We start from the raw sequence: 20,906 nt of genomic DNA on the forward strand, positions 1-20,906 counted from the left end.
CACAGATGAGATCATGCACATCTACTGATGAAAATCAAATCCGAAGGTACATCCAGTCTCAAAAGGAGAAGTAACACTTATGGGTAAACGAATGACAGTCAAAGAAAAAAAACGAGGTATTGGCTAAACAGGGTCTAAACTGGACCCTATAAAGTAGACTCTTAAAAAAAGAGACTCTTTATAGGGTCTTCTTGTGTCTAAGGTAAGAATTCAGCCTCCATTACTGGTAAACTGGAGAAAAGGAATCTGAACCGACTCACGAGGAGCTTTACAGAAATATATTTGGAGGAGGAAGCCATGTCAAAACGCATCTTCACAGATGAGCAGGTCAAAGAACTGTCTCATAACCCCTATGTCAAAAACGTCTCCTCGAAAGCGATCACTTACTCAGACGAGTTCAAGGTCCACTTCCTCGCGGAGTGGGAAAAGGGAAAGCCTAGCCTTCAGATTTTCGAGGAGGCAGGCCTCCCGCTAGAGGTTTTAGGGGAGAGGCGTATCCATAACGCCGCCACTCGATGGAAAAAGGTTTATCGAGATAAAGGGATCATTGGTTTGAAGGATCAGCGTAAGGGGGCCTCAGGACGCCGTAGCCTTACAGAACTCTCGACAGAAGAGCAGCTCCGTCGGGCGAAGCAGGAGAATGCCCTCCTGAGAGATGAGAATGAGTTACTAAAAAAGCTCGACTTCGCAGAAAGGAGGGGAAGTGAATTATCCAAACATGAACGATATGCACTCATCCAGCAGATGACGGGTAAGCCAGGTTCGCTATCTGTCAGAGGGGCTTGTCTGATCTTAGAGGTGTCTACATCCGGCTACTATGCGCACGTCTCTCCTGAGAACCAACTCAAACGATGGGAGAAGGAAAAGGATGATCTTTCATGGCGTGACAGCGTGATAGAGGCGATGGCCTACAAACAAGTTGCAAAGGGCTCTCGCGCCGTCGTCATGTACTTCCTGAACACGAAAAGCACGATAGTAAACCGCAAGAAAATCCAACGAATCATGCGGAAGTACGGCCTAAAGTGTCCGATTCGGCGTGCGAACCCATACCGCCAGATGGCCAAGGCCACCAAGGAACACCGCACTTTCCCGAACCACCTAGATCGGCAGTTTGACCAATCGATCCCAGGGAAGGTCCTCCTGACCGACATTACCTACTTGCGAGGGAAGGAAGGCTTCCTAGGCTACCTCTCCACCATTCTCGATGCTACAACGAAGGAAATCCTAGCCTACAACGTCTCTGACCGGATTACCTTGGATATTGCACTCGACACAGTGAAGAGTCTGAAGGCAGATCATGGGAATGATTTACATGCGGAAGCCCTCCTGCATTCCGATCAGGGCTGTCACTACACGAGTCCTATATTCCAGAAATTAGTACGAGAGAGTGGCCTCCAGCAGTCAATGTCCCGCCGTGGAAACTGCTGGGACAACGCTCCCCCTATGTGTTAGGATAGTTGTACCAGCTGCTTGAATAAAGTAAAGTGGTAATAACCAAGATCCCCCGAGGAGGAAATTCAATGGCTAGGTACGACAAAGAGTTCAAATACAAGGTTAAAAGAATGATGATGCCCCCGTCCAACAAGAGCGTTGCCAGCATTTCAAAAGAAACTGGAATCTCCGAGAACACCCTTTACAAGTGGAAGCGAGAAGCCAAGAAGGAAGGGTTCGTAGTCACCGATGGAGAAACCAACAGCGAGAAATGGAGTTCGGAAGATAAGTTTCAAATCGTCCTTGAAACAGCGTCGTTAAACGAATCGGAGCTCAGCGCCTACTGCCGAGAGAAAGGGCTCTATGTTGAGCAGATCGAGGCTTGGAAGAACGCCTGCATGACGGCTAACGGTGGACTAGCAGACGAGGCAGCGCGCCTGAGCAAAGAGCTGAGAGATCGGGATAAGGAATACAAGCAGGTAAAGAAAGAACTGGCTAGAAAGGAATCTGCACTGGCTGAAACAGCTGCACTACTGGTGCTCAGAAAAAAGATGCATGCGATCTGGGGGGAAAACGAGGAAGAATGATCAGCACCCCTGATCGCAGAAAAGCAATCTCGCTGATTGACGAAGCAGTTGAAGCAGGAGCTCGTTTAAAAATGGCCTGCCGCATGATGGGGGTTACGAAGAAAACCTATAAGCGATGGACTGATCAGCGGACACCTCTCGATGATCAAAGGCCGGAAGCGGATCGCCCTACACCCGCTAATAAGCTGACGGAAGAGGAAGAAGAAAAGATTATAGCAATCATGAATAGCGATGAGTTCAAGAGTTCTTCCCCTCACTACGCTATCCCGACCTTGTTAGACCGCGGTACTTACATCGCTTCGGAGTCCACATACTATAGAGTACTCAAAAAGCATAAGCAGCAGAATCACCGAGGCAGGTCCAAGAAACCCGAAAGTAAGCCGCTGGCAACGCATTCAGCCAATGGTCCCAATCAGGTATGGATGTGGGATATCAGCTGGCTCCCCGGGCCGGTGAAAGGACTGTTCTTCTACCTCTATCTGGTCACCGACTTATTCAGTCGAAAGATCGTCGCTTGGGAAGTCCACTTAGAAGAGTCTTCTGAGCATGCAGCCCGAATGATTCGTCGTGCATCGCTAAAGGAGAACTTGGCTCTAAATCGAAAGCCCCTGGTTCTTCACAGCGATAACGGAAGCCCGATGAAAGGTGCTGCTCTACTAGATACACTCCAGCGACTCGGAATCGTTCCGTCACGTAGCCGCCCTAGGGTCAGCAATGATAACGCTTATGCAGAAGCGGTTTTCAGAACGATCAAGTATCGGCCGAACTATCCGTTCAAAGGATTTGCAACACTCAGCGACGCACGCACATGGTGTAAAGATTTAGTGACCTGGTACAACCACACGCATAAGCACAGTGGCATCAAATATCTGACACCGCACCAACGCCATGAGGGCTTAGGAAAAGAGATCTTGGCAAAACGAGATGCCATTTACATAGCCGCTAAAGCTGCTCATCCCGAGAGATGGTCAGGCAGTACTAGGAACTGGTCTATTGAAGATACGGTTTATCTGAATCCGGTTAACCAGACTGAACTTGATGATAGCACGGAGAACTCGAGCGCAGGGTAGCATACTAGAACCGAATGTAAATATATTGAAAAGATGCAAGCGCACTCTTAGACTACTTGTAGTATCACAATCGATAATCTGGACAACTAACTTGACATCTACCGCTCCACAGGAGAGCTACTTCGGTCACTTGAAGGATGAGATCGCTTATGAGGAATGCTGTTCTCTCGAGGAGTTGCAGACGGTTATCGCGGACTACATGGAATACTACAACAACGAGCGGGGCCAATGGAAATTGAAAAAGCTGACCCCGGTTTCTTACCGAAATCAGCTCTTAAAACAAGCAGCTTAGCTCTCTCTTTTTTTAATTGTCCTTGACATAGGGTCCAGATTAGTCTTCAGTTGAAACACTATGGCCTTGTTCTTCGCGTTTATCCTACTGAGGAACAGGCGATTCTCATCAACAAGACCATCGGATGTGCCAGGATGATCTACAATAAATATCTCGATGCGAGGAAAACCTATTATAAGGAGAATGGAGAGAAACTTTCGGTTGGTAGGTACAAGAAGGAGACCCTGGTGCCACTGAAGTCCTCTGAGGACTATGGTTTCTTGAAAGAGGTCGACAAATTTGCTTTAGAAGCGGCTTGTGAAAACGTCGAGAATGCTTACGTCCGTTTCTTCGAGCATCAAAACCGATATCCGAAGTTCAAATCAAAACGTAGCGCTAAGAAGGCCTATACAACCAAGATGACGAATAACAACATCGAAATCATTGGTTCTTCTCACATCAAGATACCGAAACTTGGGAAGGTGTCCATGGCAAAAGTAAAGACAGCAAGAAATAAGGGGATACTCAAGAAAGTCAGAGGGGGTCATGCAAGGATCTTAAAAGCGACGATCACCCTGAAGGGTTCTAAGTATTATGTTTCCCTTGCTCTCGAAGAGACGATCGAGTTGGTAAAGCCCTTGGAGATCCAGAGTATTGACGCTTCGAAAGCCGTCGGTGTTGATCTTGGTCTCAAGACCTTCGCCACCATCTCCAATGGTGAAAACACCGAGTTCATCGAAAGAGCCAAGTTTATCAAGGAGTCGGAGAAGAAACTGGCCATGCTCCAACGAAGGTTGGCCAAGAAACAGCTCGATTCACAGAATCACAAGAAGGTAGCACAAAAAATAGCAAATTTACATGGTCATATAGCAAACCAGCGAAAAGACTTCGCCCACAAACTGAGTACCCGGTTGGCCAACGAAAACCAAGTGGTTGTACTGGAAACACTGAGTATCAAGGGCATGGTCAAGAACAAGAAACTATCGAAAACCATATCAGATGCGGGATGGTCTCAGTTCATTACCTTCCTGAAGTACAAACTGGAGTGGCAGGGAAAGCATCTTGTACAGATCGACCGTTGGTATGCCTCATCTAAGATTTGCTCTTCCTGTGGGGAGAAACACATCGCCCTTACGCTGAACGACAGAAAGTGGTGTTGTAGTCACTGTGGCGCTGAGCATGAACGGGATGAGAATGCAGCCATCAACATCAGAAAACAGGGTTTAGATACATTAGGCATCTTAGCCTAAGCATAAGCGGTACCAAGTGTACCTGCACCGTTGGGACAACGGGAAGTGCCTGTCACATTTGTGAGCAGAGCCAAGCTCTGTAGGAGGCTTTGTAAGACTTGGATTGCTCCTGCAATCTAAGCGGTAGCCGGTGAAACAGGAAAAAGTGGTCGTCGCGAAAAGGCGATAACCGATTCCCGTGACTTCAGTCATGGGTAGTTCAAAAGCGCATCTCTAACTGTCCGCGAATAGGTTCAAACAAAGGAAGACCTAGCAATTCATTGAGCTCCACCCAATCGTAGTGTTCGTGCTCTTCAGATAAGACCACTACGGTCGTTTCTGCAACTGCAGAGAATAATATACCGATGTAGTGCACGTCGCCAAAGAGCCGGGACCAGGTTAAGATCGGTTCGATCGGCTCAACCGTGAGGCCCACTTCTTCCCTTACCTCGCGCTTGAGGGCCTCCAGTGGTTCTTCACCAAAGCGCACTTTACCTCCTGGTAGATCGAGTTGACCGGGGTCAATCCGCTCCTTCTCGGTGCGTCGCAAAACCAAGTAGCGGTCTTCATGGGTTCTGATCAAGGCTTTGACCACCACGCGTGTCTTCATTTTTCCGTGTCCCTTTCCTTCCCGCTCCCATCGATGATGACCTTATTGGTTGGGTCACTCTTAGCTTTGTAAAGCGCCTGATCCGCACGATTCAGATAACCCTTTACCGTGGCATGTTGATCGGGTATACGACTGTCGCAACCGATGCTCAGGCTAGTGGTGATTCTCTCTGAAGACTTCTCCGTACGAACAGCAATCTGCTCGCCGCCTTTCATGAGTTTCTCGGCAACTCTCATCGCACCTTTCGGCGGTGTGTCATAGAGAACGACCACGAACTCGTCTCCTCCGTAGCGTGCAGCAAAATCTGTGCTGCGTGGTAGATCCGCTTGAATCATCTCACCAACATCCCTCAGATAGTCATCTCCGGCCAAGTGGCCGTAGGTATCGTTGATGCGTTTGAATCCGTCGATATCGATCATTAGAAGAGAAAAGTAAGACTGACTGCGCCTGGCCAAGAAGAGTAGCTCCTCTGCAATTGTATCGAAGTAATGACGATTAAACAGTCCTGTCAACATATCGGTTGTGGATAGCATTTCCAGTTGAGCATTGGCTTTCTCCAGACGCTCATTCAACTGTGACAGTTCTGCATTTCGCTGGTGAATCAATCGACCCTCGCGTACCTTGAAGAGCATGAAGGCAAGAAGTGACGCGAGGATTATGTAGATTAGGTACGCTGCCGGTGTACTGTACCATGGGCTGGCGATCTCAAAGGACACGAAAGCCGTATCGCTTACCACATCGTGCACGGTTCTTGCCGCTACCTCGAATCGGTAATGCCCGGGCGGCAGGTTAGAATAGCTCGCGTAATAACGGGTTCCCGCGTTAATCCATTCCTCATCTAACCCGATCAAACGATACCGATAGTGGAGTTTGTCGGGAGAGTCATAGTCAAGGGCAACAAAATCAAAGCCCAGGGAATTCTCCTCCGGAGCAAACACCATGTGCTCACCGTTCAATCTCACACGATCCGGTGATACGGACTCATCGTACGTCCGGACATCGGTGATATAAAGCATGGGTTTGATTGGATTTGTTCGTGCTAATCCATGGGGGATAAAAGTAACCCCATGATTCCCGCCAAATACCAGGTACTCCTCGCGGTAGCGCAATGCGCCTCCGGTGAACTCTTCACCTCCGATTCCGTCTTCGGTGGTTAAACGGAAGGGCGTGTTCCCTTCATCGGGCAAAACCGTAAGTCCGTTATGAGTAGCGAGCCAAAGCGATCGTTGTTCATCCTCTAGAATACCTGTGACCACATTGCCCGATAGGCCGTCCGCCTCCGTGAAGCTAACGAATTGATTCGTCTTTTCAACGTATCTGGCCAGTCCACCTCCGACCATTCCGATCCAAATGTTTTCCTCGCTATCTTGATACAAGCTCCTGATCGTGTTGTTGGCAAGCTGTGCTCGATCGTCTCCATTCCTTCGGTACTGCTGTACGGAATGGTTTGACGGCTCCACTCGATTGAGACCATTGTTCGTCCCGATCCAGACGCGATCATGTGAATCGACGAGAATCGAGTAGACCAAGTTGTCCGATAGCGGATAGTCAGCTTCTTCTCCCGCGGCATACTGGGATAATCGACCTTGTGGCGAGTAGTAGAATGCACCCTGGTGGTAGGTTCCAATCCATAATCCGTCCTGCTTGTCCTTAGCCAGGGCATAGACCAATGTTTCCTCAGGCACAAATGGCAACTTTTCGAAGTCCATCGACTGGGGATTATAGCTGGCCAGACCTTTGTTCGTGCCCACGAGCATCTGCCCTTTCCACTCCAGGATCACGGTCACTTGATCAGAAGGTAAAGAACGATCGTCTCCTGCATCATATTGAAAGCGTTGCAACAGACCGCTTAAGGGGTCGTAACGGTGGAGGCCGCTATTGTATACAGCAATCCACAGGTATCCCTCGGAGTCTTCGTAAAGCGCGTTCACTTTCCCCATCGGCAGGGAATTGGGAACCTCTGGGTCATTCTTCAGTATCGTGTAGTTCTGTTTGCGCGGATTGATCGAGTAAAGTCCACCACCGTTCGATCCGATCCATAGGATCCCGGAGGCATCCTCGTAAAGTGCATAGGCCACGGGATGTCCATAGCCGTTCTCACGATTTCCTGGGTAGTGGTCAACGGTTCCCTCGCTACCGATGCGAAAAAGTCCTCCACCCCACGTCCCGACCCAGAGCGCGCCTGCGTCGGTCTCTTCAACAGCATAGATGCGATCATCGGATAGAGCGATGGTTTCAGTGGCGTATGTCCTAAGATCGACCTGGGTTAAGCTTCCTCCCCATAGTCCTAGGGTCAGAACACCACCGTCAAACTCATCGATTGTCATCACATTAGGACTGGATAAGGTAATGGGCACTTTCTTCAGATTGCCCTCTATGACCTCATATAAGCCCTTGTAGCTACCCAAGTACAGTTTGCCATCCGATGCAAGGTAGAGACTCCTGACGACGTCTCCAGGCACGTCAAAGGTCTCCACCGCATTCGTCTCTCCATCGATACGATTGAGGCCATCCAGTGTACCGACCCAGATGTCTTTCGAGTTATCGAAGGCCATCGCCGTGACAACGGGATTGCTCAACCCATTGTCTTCTACACTGTAATTAATAAACCGGCTCTCACCAATATCCAGGCGACTGATCCCCTGGTAAGTTCCGATCCAAAGCTCATGGGTTTCCTCATCATACATCATTGTCTGAATCAGGTTATGGATCAGTCCATCTGAAACAAAGGGATCGTTTCTGAACGTCGTCATATCCCTACCGTTATAGCGATTCAAACCACCCTGTGTGCCAAACCAGAGGAAGCCATCGCGATCTTGAACGATCGAGGACACCGATAGATTGGACAATCCGATCTCTTTTCCCAGCGCATCAAATGTAGGATCGGCCTTGGTGTCCAGCCCTTCGAAGGCAAAGCCCACGGAAAGAAGGCCTGCGATGAGCATTCCTGCAAGCGAAAGACACAACCCAGGTACTATTCTGTTGACGCTTCTCATCCTTTTCACCCTCTTTCTCCAAAGTAACACTTGGTGAATATATACCACTTTGTTTCCATTTGTCGCAGAACTTCGATCATTATTTTTTCTAAAGTACCTTTGAATGTTTTTTAAACAAAAAAGTGAAGAACCGTATTATCGGATAGCTCCGAAATACGGTTCTTTTTGGTGCGCCCAGAGAGATTCGAACTCCCGACCTTCTGATTCGTAGTCAGACACTCTATCCAGCTGAGCTATGAGCGCACGATGCAATGGTATTTAAAATGGAGGCGGCACCCAGACTCGAACTGGGGGTAAAGGTTTTGCAGACCTCTGCCTTACCACTTGGCTATGCCGCCGAGTGAAATGGTGACCCATCCGCGACTCGAACGCGGGACACCCTGATTAAAAGTCAGATGCTCTACCAACTGAGCTAATGGGTCACTGATAATGGAGCGGGTGAAGGGAATCGAACCCTCGTAGCTGGCTTGGAAGGCCAGAGCTCTACCACTGAGCTACACCCGCATATGATAGAAATGGAGCGGAAGACGGGATTTGAACCCGCGACCCTCGCCTTGGCAAGGCGATGCTCTACCACTGAGCCACTTCCGCATGTTGGTAAAAATTGGTGGAGGGGGAAGGATTCGAACCTTCGAAAGCTCAGCTAACGGATTTACAGTCCGCCCCCTTTGGCCACTCGGGAACCCCTCCATGTGGAGCTGGTGATGGGACTCGAACCCGCAACCTACTGATTACAAGTCAGTTGCTCTGCCAAATTGAGCTACACCAGCATGTGATAAAAATGGCGATCCAGAAGGGATTCGAACCCTCGACCTCTAGCGTGACAGGCTAGCGTTCTAACCAGCTGAACTACTGGACCGTGATTGGTGGGAGCAACAGGGATCGAACCTGTGACCTCCTGCTTGTAAGGCAGATGCTCTCCCAGCTGAGCTATGCTCCCATGGCTCCAAGGGTGGGACTCGAACCCACAGCCTACCGGTTAACAGCCGGTTGCTCCACCATTGAGCTACCTTGGAATATGAACCGGCAACGTCCTATTCTCCCAGGGGACTGCTCCCCAAGTACCTTCAGCGCTGAGAAGCTTAACGTCTGTGTTCGGGATGGGAACAGGTGTATCCTTCTCGCTATCGTCACCGGATTCTTCAATTGTAAGCAAGCTTTCGCTCACTCAAAATCGCATACAGCAAATCAAAACCAAGTTGTTTCTAAGAAAAAGTGTCTTCTCTTTATGATCTTCTCACCAACCCAAGGTTCGCCTTAGGTCAAGTCCTCGACCGATTAGTACCAATCAGCTAAAAGCATTACTGCCCTTTCACCCTTGGCCTATCAACCAGATGGTCTATCTGGGGTCTTACTCATAAATGATGGGATATCTCATCTTGAGGGGGGCTTCGCGCTTAGATGCCTTCAGCGCTTATCCCTTCCGCACGTAGCTACTCAGCTATGCCCTTGGCAGGACAACTGATCCACCAGCGGTGCGTCCATTCCGGTCCTCTCGTACTAGGAACAGAGCCTCTCAAATATCCAACGCCCACAGCAGATAGGGACCGAACTGTCTCACGACGTTCTGAACCCAGCTCGCGTGCCTCTTTAATGGGCGAACAGCCCAACCCTTGGGACCTACTACAGCCCCAGGATGAGACGAGCCGACATCGAGGTGCCAAACCTCCCCGTCGATGTGGACTCTTGGGGGAGATAAGCCTGTTATCCCCGGGGTAGCTTTTATCCGTTGAGCGATGGCCCTTCCATGCGGTACCACCGGATCACTAAGCCCGACTTTCGTCCCTGCTCGACCTGTATGTCTCGCAGTCAAGCTCCCTTATGCCTTTGCACTCTTTGCGCGATTTCCAACCGCGCTGAGGAAACCTTTGGGCGCCTCCGTTACTCTTTAGGAGGCGACCGCCCCAGTCAAACTGCCCACCTGACATTGTCCCAGAGCTGGATCACAGCTCCTGGTTAGAACACTGGTATGGAAAGGGTGGTATCCAAAGGACGACTCCACACACACTGGCGCGCATGCTTCTATGTCTCCCACCTATCCTGTACATCCCATACCAAAATCCAGTGCCAAGCTACAGTAAAGCTCCACGGGGTCTTTCCGTCTTGCTGCGGGTAACCGGCATCTTTACCGGTACTACAATTTCACCGAGTCCATTGTTGAGACAGCGCCCAAATCGTTACGCCTTTCGTGCGGGTCGGAACTTACCCGACAAGGAATTTCGCTACCTTAGGACCGTTATAGTTACGGCCGCCGTTTACTGGGGCTTCGATTCTAAGCTTCGCTTACGCTAACCTTTCCTCTTAACCTTCCAGCACCGGGCAGGCGTCAGCCCCTATACATCATCTTTCGATTTAGCAGAGACCTGTGTTTTTGGTAAACAGTCGCTTGGGCCTATTCTCTGCGGCCGCCTCAGGCTTTGACACCCTACGCGCGGCACCCCTTCTCCCGAAGTTACGGGGTCATTTTGCCGAGTTCCTTAACAATGGTTCTCTCGCTGGCCTTAGAATTCTCTTCCTACCTACCTGTGTCGGTTTACGGTACAGGCGCCCTAAAAACTCGATAGCGGCTTTTCTCGACAGTTTGAAATCGACAGCTTCGTTACTTAAGTTCACTCCCCATCACAGCTCACCTTTTAACGGGACGGATTTGCCTATCCCATCAAGCTTGCTGCTTGGACGCGCTCTTCCAATCGCGCGCTCTGCCTATCCTCCTGTGTCACCACATCTCTCAAACGCTTCTAAAGCGGTACAGGAATCTTCACCTGTTGTCCATCGCCTACGACTTTCGTCCTCGGCTTAGGTCCTGACTTACCCTGAGTGGACGAGCCTTCCTCAGGAACCCTTAGGTTTTCGGCCGGTGTGATTCTCACACACCTCTCGCTACTCATGCCAACATTCTCTCTTCTATACAGTCCACCATACCTTACAGTACAGCTTCGTCCCGTATACAATGCTCCCCTACCACTAGAAGACCTTAGTCTTCTAATCCATAGCTTCGGTGGTGGATTTTAGCCCCGGTAATTTTCGGCGCGACATCACTCGACTAGTGAGCTATTACGCACTCTTTCAATGCGTGGCTGCTTCTAAGCCAACATCCTAGTTGTCTAGGCAATGTCACATCCTTTCCCACTTAATCCACACTTGGGGACCTTAGCTGATGGTCTGGGCTGTTTCCCTCTCGACAACGAATCTTATCACACGCTGTCTGACTCCAAGGATAAAGATCACGGCATTCGGAGTTTGATAAGCTTCGGTAGGCGGTGAAGCCCCCTAGGCTAGTCAGTGCTCTACCTCCGTGTCTCATTTCCTCAGGCTAGCCCTAAAGCTATTTCGGGGAGAACCAGCTATCTCCGTGTTCGATTGGAATTTCTCCGCTACCCACAAGTCATCCCAGCCTTTTTCAACAGACATGGGTTCGGGCCTCCACAAAATTTTACTTCTGCTTCACCCTGCTCATGGGTAGGTCACACGGTTTCGGGTCTACGCCATACAACTCGTCGCCCTATTCAGACTCGCTTTCGCTACGGCTACGGTGCTCAAGCACCTTAACCTATCGCTGCATAACGTAACTCGTTGGCCCGTTCTACAAAAAGTACGCGGTCGCAAGTCATGCTTGCTCCCACTGCTTGTAAACATAAGGTTTCAGGTTCTATTTCACTCCCCTCCAGGGGTTCTTTTCACCTTTCCCTCACGGTACTATGCGCTATCGGTCACTTGGTAGTATTTAGCCTTGGGAGATGGTCCTCCCTGCTTCCCACAGGATTTCTCGTGTCCCGTGGTACTCTGGATCGGACGTCGTCCGGGTCCACCTTTCGTCTACGGGACTATCACCCGCTCTGGTGTGCCTTCCCAGGCATCTTCGACTAGACTTATCCCTAAACTTTATTCGTCCGTCCGCAACCCCGAGACCCGTAGGTCTCGGTTTGGGCTCTTTCCCTTTCGCTCGCCGCTACTCGGAAAATCGATTGTTTTCTTTCTCTTCCTCCGGTTACTTAGATGTTTCAGTTCACCGGGTTCCCCCCGTCAGGCTATGTATTCACCTGACGGTCCTCGCGGATGAACGCGAGGGGGTTTCCCCATTCGGACATCCCCGTATCATCGCCTGCTTGCGGCTACACGGGGCTTTTCGCAGCTTACCACGTCCTTCATCGGCTCCAAGTGCCAAGGCATCCGCCTTATGCTCTTACTTACTTGACCTGCTTCACCTTGAGTCGGTGTTCAGATCTTTTAAAAAAGAGATTCTCTCTTTCAAATTTCAGCTTGGTTTTTTTTCTTAGATTTTAAGAAGTTTTGCTGTATGCAATTTTCAATGAGCGTTTCATATGCGACAAAAGAAATCAAAATGGTGGAGGTAAGGAGACTCGAACTCCTGACCCCCTGCGTGCAAGGCAGGTGCTCTCCCAACTGAGCTATACCCCCAGCTTTTCCTTGTCTCCACGCATCTGGTATGCGTGGCATATGAAATTTTGAGAGTTTGAGCTCTCAAAACTGAATCGTACGAACGTCTTTTCATTAAAGGCTTATTTTTTATGATTCTCCTTAGAAAGGAGGTGATCCAGCCGCACCTTCCGATACGGCTACCTTGTTACGACTTCACCCCAGTCATTGGTCTCACCTTCGGCAGCTTCCCCCGCTTAAAGCGGTTGGATCACTGACTTCGGGTGCTCCCAACTTCCATGGTGTGACGGGCGGTGTGTACAAGACCCGGGAACGCATTCACCGCGACATGCTGATTCGCGATTACTAGCAACTCCAGCTTCACGTGGGCGAGTTGCAGCCCACGATCCGAACTGAGATCGGCTTATAAGGATTCGCTCCTGCTTGCGCAGTCGCTGCCCGTTGTACCGACCATTGTAGCACGTGTGTAGCCCAAATCATAAAGGGCATGATGATTTGACGTCATCCCCACCTTCCTCCGGTTTGTCACCGGCAGTCCATCTAGAGTGCCCAACTTAATGCTGGCAACTAAATGCAAGGGTTGCGCTCGTTGCGGGACTTAACCCAACATCTCACGACACGAGCTGACGACAACCATGCACCACCTGTCATCCCTGTCGACCAAAGGTCGAAAGCTCTGGTTAAAGAGCGATCAAGGAGATGTCAAGATTTGGTAAGGTTCTTCGCGTTGCTTCGAATTAAACCACATGCTCCGCTGCTTGTGCGGGTCCCCGTCAATTCCTTTGAGTTTCAGTCTTGCGACCGTACTCCCCAGGCGGGGTACTTATTGCGTTAACTGCGGCACCGACACTCGCATGCCGACACCTAGTACCCATCGTTTACGGCGTGGACTACCAGGGTATCTAATCCTGTTCGCTCCCCACGCTTTCGTGCCTCAGTGTCAGTTACAGTCCAGAAAGTCGCCTTCGCCACTGGTGTTCCTCCTAATATCTACGCATTTCACCGCTACACTAGGAATTCCACTTTCCTCTCCTGTACTCAAGTCCAACAGTTCCCAAGGCTTACAACGGTTGAGCCGTTGCCTTTCACCTCAGGCTTGATGGACCACCTACGCACTCTTTACGCCCAGTGATTCCGGATAACGCTTGCTCCCTACGTATTACCGCGGCTGCTGGCACGTAGTTAGCCGGAGCTTGCTTCTAAGGTACCGTCACTGCTTCTTCCCTTAGAACAGAATTTTACGACCCGAAGGCCTTCATCATTCACGCGGCGTTGCTGCATCAGGCTTGCGCCCATTGTGCAATATTCCCCACTGCTGCCTCCCGTAGGAGTCTGGACCGTGTCTCAGTTCCAGTGTGGCCGATCACCCTCTCAGGTCGGCTACTGATCGTCGCCTTGGTAGGCCGTTACCCTACCAACTAGCTAATCAGACGCGGGCCCATCCTGAACCGATAAAATCTTTAACGAGCAGGTCATGCGACCTTCTCGCTTCATGAGGTATTAATCACCGTTTCCGGTGGCTATCCCTCTGTTCAGGGCAGGTTGCCCACGCGTTACTCACCCGTCTGCCACTTTCCGCAAGTTCCCTTCCACCGAAGTGTCCGTTCCCTCGCTTCTCGTTCGACTTGCATGTGTTAAGCACGCCGCCAGCGTTCATCCTGAGCCAGGATCAAACTCTTTGAAAAAATTTTGAAACCATAGCTCTAATAAAAATTGACGTTTCATACGATTCAGTTTTCAAAGATCAAACTGCTTGTCACACGCCCTTCGCATTGCTGCTCACGCGTGACTCTCTCGTGTCTTGCGACTTTTATATAGTATCAAATCGCCACGAGTATGTCAACCGATTTTGATGAGGTTTTTGAAGTCTTTCGCTTCGTTCGAACCGCCCTCAATTTCGACGACTTCATTATCTTAGCAAAGGACGTGACACTTGTCAACGAATCTTGAAAAGAAAGTAATCTTCAGAAAACGACGCCGTCGGATTCAATCTATACCCCCATCAATCGACGCGAAACGATGCCAGTAATTTTTTCGTATATTCATTTTTCGTTCGGTTGAATACATCCTCCTTGTAGCCCACCTCTTCCACCTGTCCCTCCTTTAAAACACAGAGACGATTACAAAATTTATTGGCGAGATAAAGATCGTGCGTAATGATCAGGTAGGTGAGGTCCAGTTCCTGCTTAAGCTGATCGAGCAAATTCAATATCTGCCCCTGCATGGAAACATCAAGCGCAGAGACCGGTTCGTCCAATATCACCAAACGAGGATGTGTACTCAATGCTCGTGCGATAATCACCCGTTGTTTCTGCCCGCCGCTCAGCTGATGGGGAAACTGGTCTTTCACCGCAGCGCTCATACCCACTTGATGGAGCAGTTCATCCATGGCTTCCCCAATCGCCTTCCCCTGGAGCCCCCGATGAATTTGGAGAGGCTCAGCCATCAGCTCTTCCACCGTCATCTTGGGATCGAGGGGATTCACCGCCATTTGGAAAACGATCTGCACTTCCCGTCTGTACGCACGGAGCGCTTTTCCCGATAGCGATTCAATCCTTTGATCGCCATAGGCGATACTACCGCTATCCGGTTTTTCCAAGCCGGTGATCAACCGACCGAGCGTACTCTTCCCCGAACCACTCTCGCCAATCAAACCAAAACTGTCCCCCTGATAGAGCAAAAGGGAGACCTCATCTACCGCCCGTATGACACGGTCTTTCGAGAACCAGCCGGTGGGTACAGCATAGTGCTTGCTCACACGCTCGATCGAAAGCATCGTATTTCTATTCATAGAGAAAGCACCTGACCTTTCGATCACCGGTAGAGACCAAGGGGGGGACCGACGCATGGCAAGGGGCAAACGCACTGGAGCATCGATCAGAAAATGGGCAGGCATCGGCACCCACATTCTCGTTAGCACGTCCAGGAATCGCGTAATATCCGGGTTCGGAAGACTCTATCGAACGGACGCAGGCAATCAACTCCCGAGTATAGGGATGGGCCGGCGTGACTACCATTTCTGTGGCCGCACCCTCTTCCATGATCAATCCACCATACATCACATACACGCGCTCACAAAGATAGCGCACGACGTCGAAATCATGCGTGATGACCACCAAAGAGATCCCTTTCTCCATATTGATCTTCTTCAAAAGGTCCAAAACCATTTTCTTCAAAGATGCATCGATGGCGCTGGTTGGCTCGTCTGCAATAATCAATTTCGGTGAGAGCAAGATGCTCATCGCGATAGCTACCCGCTGCGCTTGCCCTCCGCTTAATTTCTGCGGGTACATGGACAGGGTCAGCTCCGGTTCAGAAATACCAACGTCCAATAGCGCCGATACCGCTTCTTCTCTCGTGATGTTCTGACGATGGAGTTTGGCAAAGTCAGCCATCTGTTTCCAAACCGTATGATAGGGATCTAGTGCATCCGAGGCGTGTTGAGGGATGTAGCCAATGTGCCGACCGCGCAAGGCACGCATCTGGTCTTCACTGAAGGTATGAAGGGGCTCTCCATCAAACTGGATCGAGCCCTCAAGTCGAACCATCTTCTCCGCTGGTACATGAAAGATCGATTTCATGGTTACCGACTTGCCGGAACCCGATTCTCCCAAGATCCCAATCCTCTCTCCTTGCGAGATGCAGAGGGAAACGCCCCGTACGACTTCATTGATCCCCTGGACAGAATCGAAACCCAACCGCAATCGATCGATCGACAATAAGCTCATAGTACGACTCCCCTTCTAATAACTATTCTTCATGATGACGTCGACGAGCATTCTGCCCATTTCCTCTCGGTCATGTGAACCTTCTCCGAAGCTCTCTAGATATAATGTCGTAAGCCCGCGCTCTCTAAAGAAGAAAGACATGTGGGCTTCGGGATAATCACTGGTAATCTCGATCCAGTTTTCCGATCGTTTTTCGAACCCATGAACCATTGCGTAACCGAGGTACCTGGAGATGGGAGCCATCTGATCGTTTACCGTCAATCGTTCGAAAGGAAACGCCAGGCCATCGAGATCTAGAAAGAGAGCCGTTTTTTTTGGTGGATAAACAGGATGCGCTGCATAATAAGCACGCCCCTTCTCCCGATCGGAAAAAGCAATGAAGACAATCGTCCTGGAAAGTTGATCTTCATTTGCTTTCAAGGTTTGTACCAGTGATAGAAACAACGACAATTTTTCCTGATCAAAGGCTTGCAAATCACTGTAACTGACGCCGATGACCATCGCCTGGTCTTTGAGGGCATCGTCTTGTCCCGTTATTTGACCGAGAACATTCGCCATCGGTGCTGCATAGGGTGTCGTTTCACTCGCAATGGCAACCGACTCTCCGATCAGTCCGTTCAACCGTTCCGGGTCAATCGCGATAACCGGCAAAGAGGATTCATCCACGAGCGATCCCGTTTCTGACATCCTGGGGACAAGAATCCCAAGGCACCCCCTCTCGAGGAGGGAAGCCATATGGTACCCAACCGCTTCCTGGCCCACCAGCCTTGTGTCGATAAAGGCGAAAGCACTTTCAATGTCCATCTCTGTCGCATCGAATAGTGACAGTGTGACGTCCCTGACTTCTCCCTCTGCTTCAAAGGAGAAGCCGCTGAGCATCGTCACCTCATCCTCTTCTACTTTCGATTCGTTACCATAGAAAACGTCGACATAGCGAGGCAGATACTGTGTGGGCGGATCGAAAGCTTGCGTTCTTATGTCCCCATCGACGGGTTCCAGACCCATATCATCAAAGATACTAGCCAGCTCATCGGCGAAAGATAAGGCGGCATCACTTCCGGCCACAAGGGGACCGTCGTAAGCATCTTCCACTGCATACGGCATATAGGGTGGCGTGTCCTGTTCCAAATACTTGCCAGCACCTAAGAGCAACAGGCTGATCACCACCAGGGCGACCCACTTTTTGTTCCAGTGCAAACGCCTGAACTCTCCGTTGATAAAATGTCGGAAAGCAGGGATGAAACGGCCTTCTCTGTCTTGAAACTTTTGTCTCAAACCCTCGCCGAACAAGTTAAAGGCAAATACACTGATGAAAAACAGGCCGGCGGCTGGAAAGATCAACCATGGCGCAACGCGGATATACTCCTTCGTTGCACCCAACATGCTCGACCACTCGGGTTCAAAGGTTGTATTGTAATAGGAGTATCCAAAGTCTCCCGAGTCTTTGATCAGCCGTAGATTGCCGATGAACACACCAAAAATCCCCAATTGCATCATGAAGGTCAACACACGAGCCACTTCCATGAAAAACAACACGATAATCTCCGGCATGAGATGCGGTAGAAGATTCTTCTTGATGATCTGTCCTCTAGATTTTCCCAGTGCCTCCTCGGCTAGGATAAAGGTCTCCTGCCTCAAGGACCTCGTGCTCAGGGCGATTTGATTCGCCGCGGCAGAAAAACCCACAAGCGTGAGCACGGCTACAAAGAACACGATAGATTGCGCCTTGTACAAACTTTCAAAAAAATCCATCTTGAGCACGAGAATCGCCAATAGTAAAGCTGGGAAAGTGGTGAAGATCAAGTTGAAACGATCGATCAATCCGCTCACGAAGCGGCTACCGTGGCCGGACATCAAGCCAAAAGGGACAGCCAATGCAAACCGGCTGAAGGTAACAATCAGAGCCATCCCCAGCGTCAACCGCGTGCCATAGACCAGGAGGCTTAGAATATCCCTACCCACCTGGTCACTACCCAGTAGATAAGTCGCTCCCGGCGCGTAGGGTGGTGTCTCTAAGCCTAGGCTTCCATCTGCATTCTTAAAGAAGCGGATGATGGACAGTGCGTAAGGATTGCGGTTGGTGAATAGGCCCGGGAACAGCATCAATAGAAACAAAAATAGAATCAACATACCCCCGATGATGAAAGCCCAATTTTTCCTTCTCATCTCTCATCACTCCTCGGTACAATGGCCCGGTGGATCACACTGGAGAGTAGGTGGATGGCGAAAAAGATCACGCCGATCCCCAACGCATAGTAGGTGACCGCGAAGGCATTGTTTCGATTGGCGATCAAGTGAAACATGGCACCCGGGTAGTTGAACATATACTCGACCAGAATGAGGCTGGATAGAAGCATCATGATGATTCCTTTCATCGAAGACAGTATCTTTATGAAAGCGACGAAAGATAGTTTGCGCAGATACACCTGCCCACGGCTCATTCCTCTGTAGTAGCAAGCGATGATATACGGTTTGCTCTCTTCTTCTCGTAGTGTCACGTAGATCATCCGCGAGATGTATATTGAAGGGATGAAGACAAGGGCAAGGACAGGCATAACATAGGTTCGCAGGGTATGCGTGGAAACAAGCTCCATGAGCAGATCCCATCGGGACAAGGTTACGACCGACAGTAGGGCTAACAAACTGATCAGCACATCTGGAATGGAATACAATAAAATGGTCCACAAGGCACCGCCGGATGCACGTTCCTTCGTACGATACCCATCGATCAAACCTCTGATCAATCCGAACAAAATGGAGAGGAAAATCCCACCGACAATCAGAATCAAACTCCTTTTCAAATACAGGTTATACTCCTGATGACCGGAGAGTCCTAACCCAGAGAAAAACCTTACCATGTTTTGCGTGGTGCCCCGCAAGATTTCGTAGAGCGAGAAATTCGTGTACGTCTGCCCACCAAGTGTTTCGAAATTCAAGTTCGGCGGCAGATTCAGCACCCCGTTGATTACCAACAGCACGGTGATCACCGGAGCCAGCGTACCAAAGAGCCCCCTGGAGACTTTATAAAGTGGATGGTGGACCCAGGATCCCGTTGGTCCCACTTTATTCTCACCCAGCTCGCCAATTCCCCACATCAGCAGGTACAAGAAGATCACCACACATAGGTAGGGAAAGTAGGGCGCCAAGAATGTATAGGGAAGATGACCAAAGAGTTCGCGTTCGACATACCGGAGGAGCATATCACCATACGAGGCTAATGCCGTGGAATCGATGATCTCGGAGGTGTCGGCAGCCGTGTATAGCAAGGATCCGATTTCCCGGTTATGTGTGTCTGTGAGGAAGAAGAACGGAGGATATGTATTTCCGATGTGCGTCACCTGATCCAGTGGGACGATCGAATCTTTATCCATTTTTACCGTCACGCCTGTGTCCCGAATGCTACGCATCATATGCGAACCCAGGATATCACTCGTTTTATCGAGAGGATGGTAGTAAATGGACAATCCGAAGGTCTCCGCGTAGCCGACCTTCTCGATCAGAATCGTTTTAGCAGCTTTCCGTCTTTCCTGTCGGGTTTCCAAATAGTTTGACAAGGGTCGATCGTTCACCATCATACCGTTCAAAAAAACGATCTCAATGCTCTCCTGGGGGAGCTCATCCTGGCCTGCTAGCTCCTCGGCTACCGTGAGCAGTAGCGCGCTAGAGGCGCCACCGTTCAAAGCGCCCTCGAAGTGCTCTGTTGTGTCGAGCCACCCTTGTCCATCCATCTCGGTAAGGATGCTCGTAACAATCTCGGGGTTCTCACCCTCGAAACGGGCGATGATGGAAGGTACCTCCGCGATGTGATAGGTGACGGGAATATCCACAGAGATGCCCTGGAGAATACCCAATTTCACCTCACCGAGTACCGTACCCGCCACATTACGCCTCACCGTGTCGTACTCGGGCAACGGGACATCGTAACCATTTTCCAGCAACCGGTCTCGCATCGACAGGGTGATCCGCCCCAGCAAAAGGTCTCCCGAGACTTTATCATCCAGTGATAACCACTTACGATCGAAACTCTCCACCTGCTGCTGTGTCCCTATCCACATCCCATCGGTGTAATACAACAAACCCTCTCCACCGTGCTCGGCCACCCACTCGACATAGGAAGGCGTAATGGTATTGAAATTGGCCACGACCACGCGGCCTTCGATCAATTCGGGATCAATCTCAGACATCTGGTCCTCGATGAAGAGCATCTCTCCCTCAAACTGCAGACCACCACCCCGTCCGTCGAGATAGATTTCAAAGTCTCGAAAAAGTTCGAACCGATTTTCCTTATCGGAAAAATGTCTCTTCTCACCATAAGTTGGAAAGATCATCTCGGTGTACTGTAGGTCATAGATCACGCCCGCCTCTTCCAGCGTTCGCGTGATATAGTCCACCGTCTCTTTACCGCCCGGTTCCAACCACGATCGTCCACCGAGTGAAGGGGACGTGAGCTTATCCAGATGATACATCGATCGTTCTTCCATAGGAAGATTTCTCTCGAAATGCTGGTCGTTCATCCTTGCGAACAACCAACCGATAAGGACCAACAACAACAGGGGTACGATCAATCGCTTCATGCGCTCCAACAT

The 20,906-nt window shown here is 50.2% G+C and carries 10 protein-coding genes, 11 tRNA genes, 3 rRNA genes and 1 pseudogene; 5 read left to right on the forward strand and 20 right to left on the reverse strand.

Going from position 1 to position 20,906, the window contains the following annotated elements; genetic code table 11:
* Positions 1–297 precede the first annotated feature (297 nt).
* The 5 genes and pseudogenes from ACULM0_RS05285 to ACULM0_RS05305 all read left to right on the forward strand — a co-directional run bounded on the left by ACULM0_RS05285 (position 298) and on the right by ACULM0_RS05305 (position 4,609).
* Complete coding sequence (locus tag ACULM0_RS05285) at positions 298–1,452, forward strand: IS3 family transposase (RefSeq protein WP_463679401.1); 1,155 nt, start codon at positions 298–300, stop codon at positions 1,450–1,452.
* A 68-nt stretch (positions 1,453–1,520) separates the two neighbouring features.
* Positions 1,521–2,018, forward strand: coding sequence for a transposase (locus tag ACULM0_RS05290; RefSeq protein WP_463677604.1), 498 nt, complete (start codon positions 1,521–1,523; stop codon positions 2,016–2,018).
* A complete protein-coding gene (locus ACULM0_RS05295) occupies positions 2,015–3,088 on the forward strand; it encodes an IS3 family transposase (RefSeq protein ID WP_463678224.1) in 1,074 nt (357 codons plus the stop codon). The genes ACULM0_RS05290 and ACULM0_RS05295 overlap by 4 nt, the downstream gene beginning before the upstream one ends.
* 97 nt (positions 3,089–3,185) lie before the next feature.
* Positions 3,186–3,380: pseudogene (locus ACULM0_RS05300) on the forward strand (IS3 family transposase); the annotation flags it as partial.
* A 50-nt stretch (positions 3,381–3,430) separates the two neighbouring features.
* Positions 3,431–4,609, forward strand: a complete 1,179-nt coding sequence (locus ACULM0_RS05305; protein WP_463679402.1) for an RNA-guided endonuclease TnpB family protein — start codon at positions 3,431–3,433, stop codon at positions 4,607–4,609.
* A 199-nt stretch (positions 4,610–4,808) separates the two neighbouring features.
* On the opposite strand, the gene ACULM0_RS05310 is transcribed toward ACULM0_RS05305, so the two are convergent.
* The 20 genes from ACULM0_RS05310 to ACULM0_RS05405 form a co-directional block, all read right to left on the reverse strand.
* Positions 4,809–5,198, reverse strand: a complete 390-nt coding sequence (locus tag ACULM0_RS05310) for an NUDIX domain-containing protein (RefSeq protein WP_463679403.1) — start codon at positions 5,196–5,198, stop codon at positions 4,809–4,811.
* On the reverse strand, positions 5,195–8,194 hold the full coding sequence (locus tag ACULM0_RS05315; RefSeq protein ID WP_463679404.1) for a ligand-binding sensor domain-containing protein: 3,000 nt from the start codon (positions 8,192–8,194) through the stop codon (positions 5,195–5,197). The genes ACULM0_RS05310 and ACULM0_RS05315 overlap by 4 nt, the downstream gene beginning before the upstream one ends.
* Positions 8,195–8,360: 166 nt before the next feature.
* Positions 8,361–8,437 (reverse strand) — tRNA-Arg (locus tag ACULM0_RS05320).
* A gap of 21 nt (positions 8,438–8,458) precedes the next feature.
* Positions 8,459–8,532 (reverse strand) — tRNA-Cys (locus tag ACULM0_RS05325).
* Between the two features lie 8 nt (positions 8,533–8,540).
* Positions 8,541–8,616, reverse strand: a tRNA-Lys gene (locus ACULM0_RS05330).
* Positions 8,617–8,624: 8 nt separating this feature from the next.
* Positions 8,625–8,698, reverse strand: a tRNA-Gly gene (locus ACULM0_RS05335).
* 12 nt (positions 8,699–8,710) lie between these two features.
* Positions 8,711–8,785 (reverse strand) — tRNA-Gly (locus ACULM0_RS05340).
* A gap of 14 nt (positions 8,786–8,799) precedes the next feature.
* Positions 8,800–8,884, reverse strand: a tRNA-Tyr gene (locus tag ACULM0_RS05345).
* A 3-nt stretch (positions 8,885–8,887) separates the two neighbouring features.
* A tRNA-Thr gene (locus tag ACULM0_RS05350) sits at positions 8,888–8,964 on the reverse strand.
* 12 nt (positions 8,965–8,976) lie between these two features.
* Positions 8,977–9,053, reverse strand: a tRNA-Asp gene (locus ACULM0_RS05355).
* A 5-nt stretch (positions 9,054–9,058) separates the two neighbouring features.
* A tRNA-Val gene (locus ACULM0_RS05360) sits at positions 9,059–9,134 on the reverse strand.
* A gap of 1 nt (position 9,135) precedes the next feature.
* Positions 9,136–9,210: transfer RNA gene (locus ACULM0_RS05365), tRNA-Asn, on the reverse strand.
* A gap of 5 nt (positions 9,211–9,215) precedes the next feature.
* Positions 9,216–9,332 (reverse strand): 5S ribosomal RNA (rrf, locus tag ACULM0_RS05370).
* A gap of 120 nt (positions 9,333–9,452) precedes the next feature.
* Positions 9,453–12,391 (reverse strand): 23S ribosomal RNA (locus ACULM0_RS05375).
* A 146-nt stretch (positions 12,392–12,537) separates the two neighbouring features.
* Positions 12,538–12,613, reverse strand: a tRNA-Ala gene (locus tag ACULM0_RS05380).
* Positions 12,614–12,737: 124 nt separating this feature from the next.
* A 16S ribosomal RNA gene (locus tag ACULM0_RS05385) occupies positions 12,738–14,277 on the reverse strand.
* The 16S, 23S and 5S rRNA genes sit together here with 11 tRNA genes alongside, the layout of an rRNA operon.
* A gap of 317 nt (positions 14,278–14,594) precedes the next feature.
* Entirely contained in the window at positions 14,595–15,383 is a 789-nt protein-coding gene (locus ACULM0_RS05390) for an ABC transporter ATP-binding protein (RefSeq protein ID WP_463679405.1), read from the reverse strand.
* Positions 15,376–16,320, reverse strand: a complete 945-nt coding sequence (locus tag ACULM0_RS05395) for an ABC transporter ATP-binding protein (RefSeq protein WP_463679406.1) — start codon at positions 16,318–16,320, stop codon at positions 15,376–15,378. The genes ACULM0_RS05390 and ACULM0_RS05395 overlap by 8 nt, the downstream gene beginning before the upstream one ends.
* A 15-nt stretch (positions 16,321–16,335) precedes the next feature.
* The gene (locus ACULM0_RS05400; protein WP_463679407.1) at positions 16,336–18,486 is read right to left on the reverse strand and encodes an ABC transporter permease subunit; all 2,151 of its coding nucleotides are present in this window, start codon (positions 18,484–18,486) and stop codon (positions 16,336–16,338) included.
* Positions 18,483–20,906, reverse strand: a complete 2,424-nt coding sequence (locus ACULM0_RS05405; RefSeq protein ID WP_463679408.1) for an ABC transporter permease subunit — start codon at positions 20,904–20,906, stop codon at positions 18,483–18,485. Before ACULM0_RS05405 ends, ACULM0_RS05400 begins: the two co-directional genes overlap by 4 nt.

The sequence above is a fragment of the Halotolerantifilum yawarlongkerapense genome (assembly GCF_054506745.1).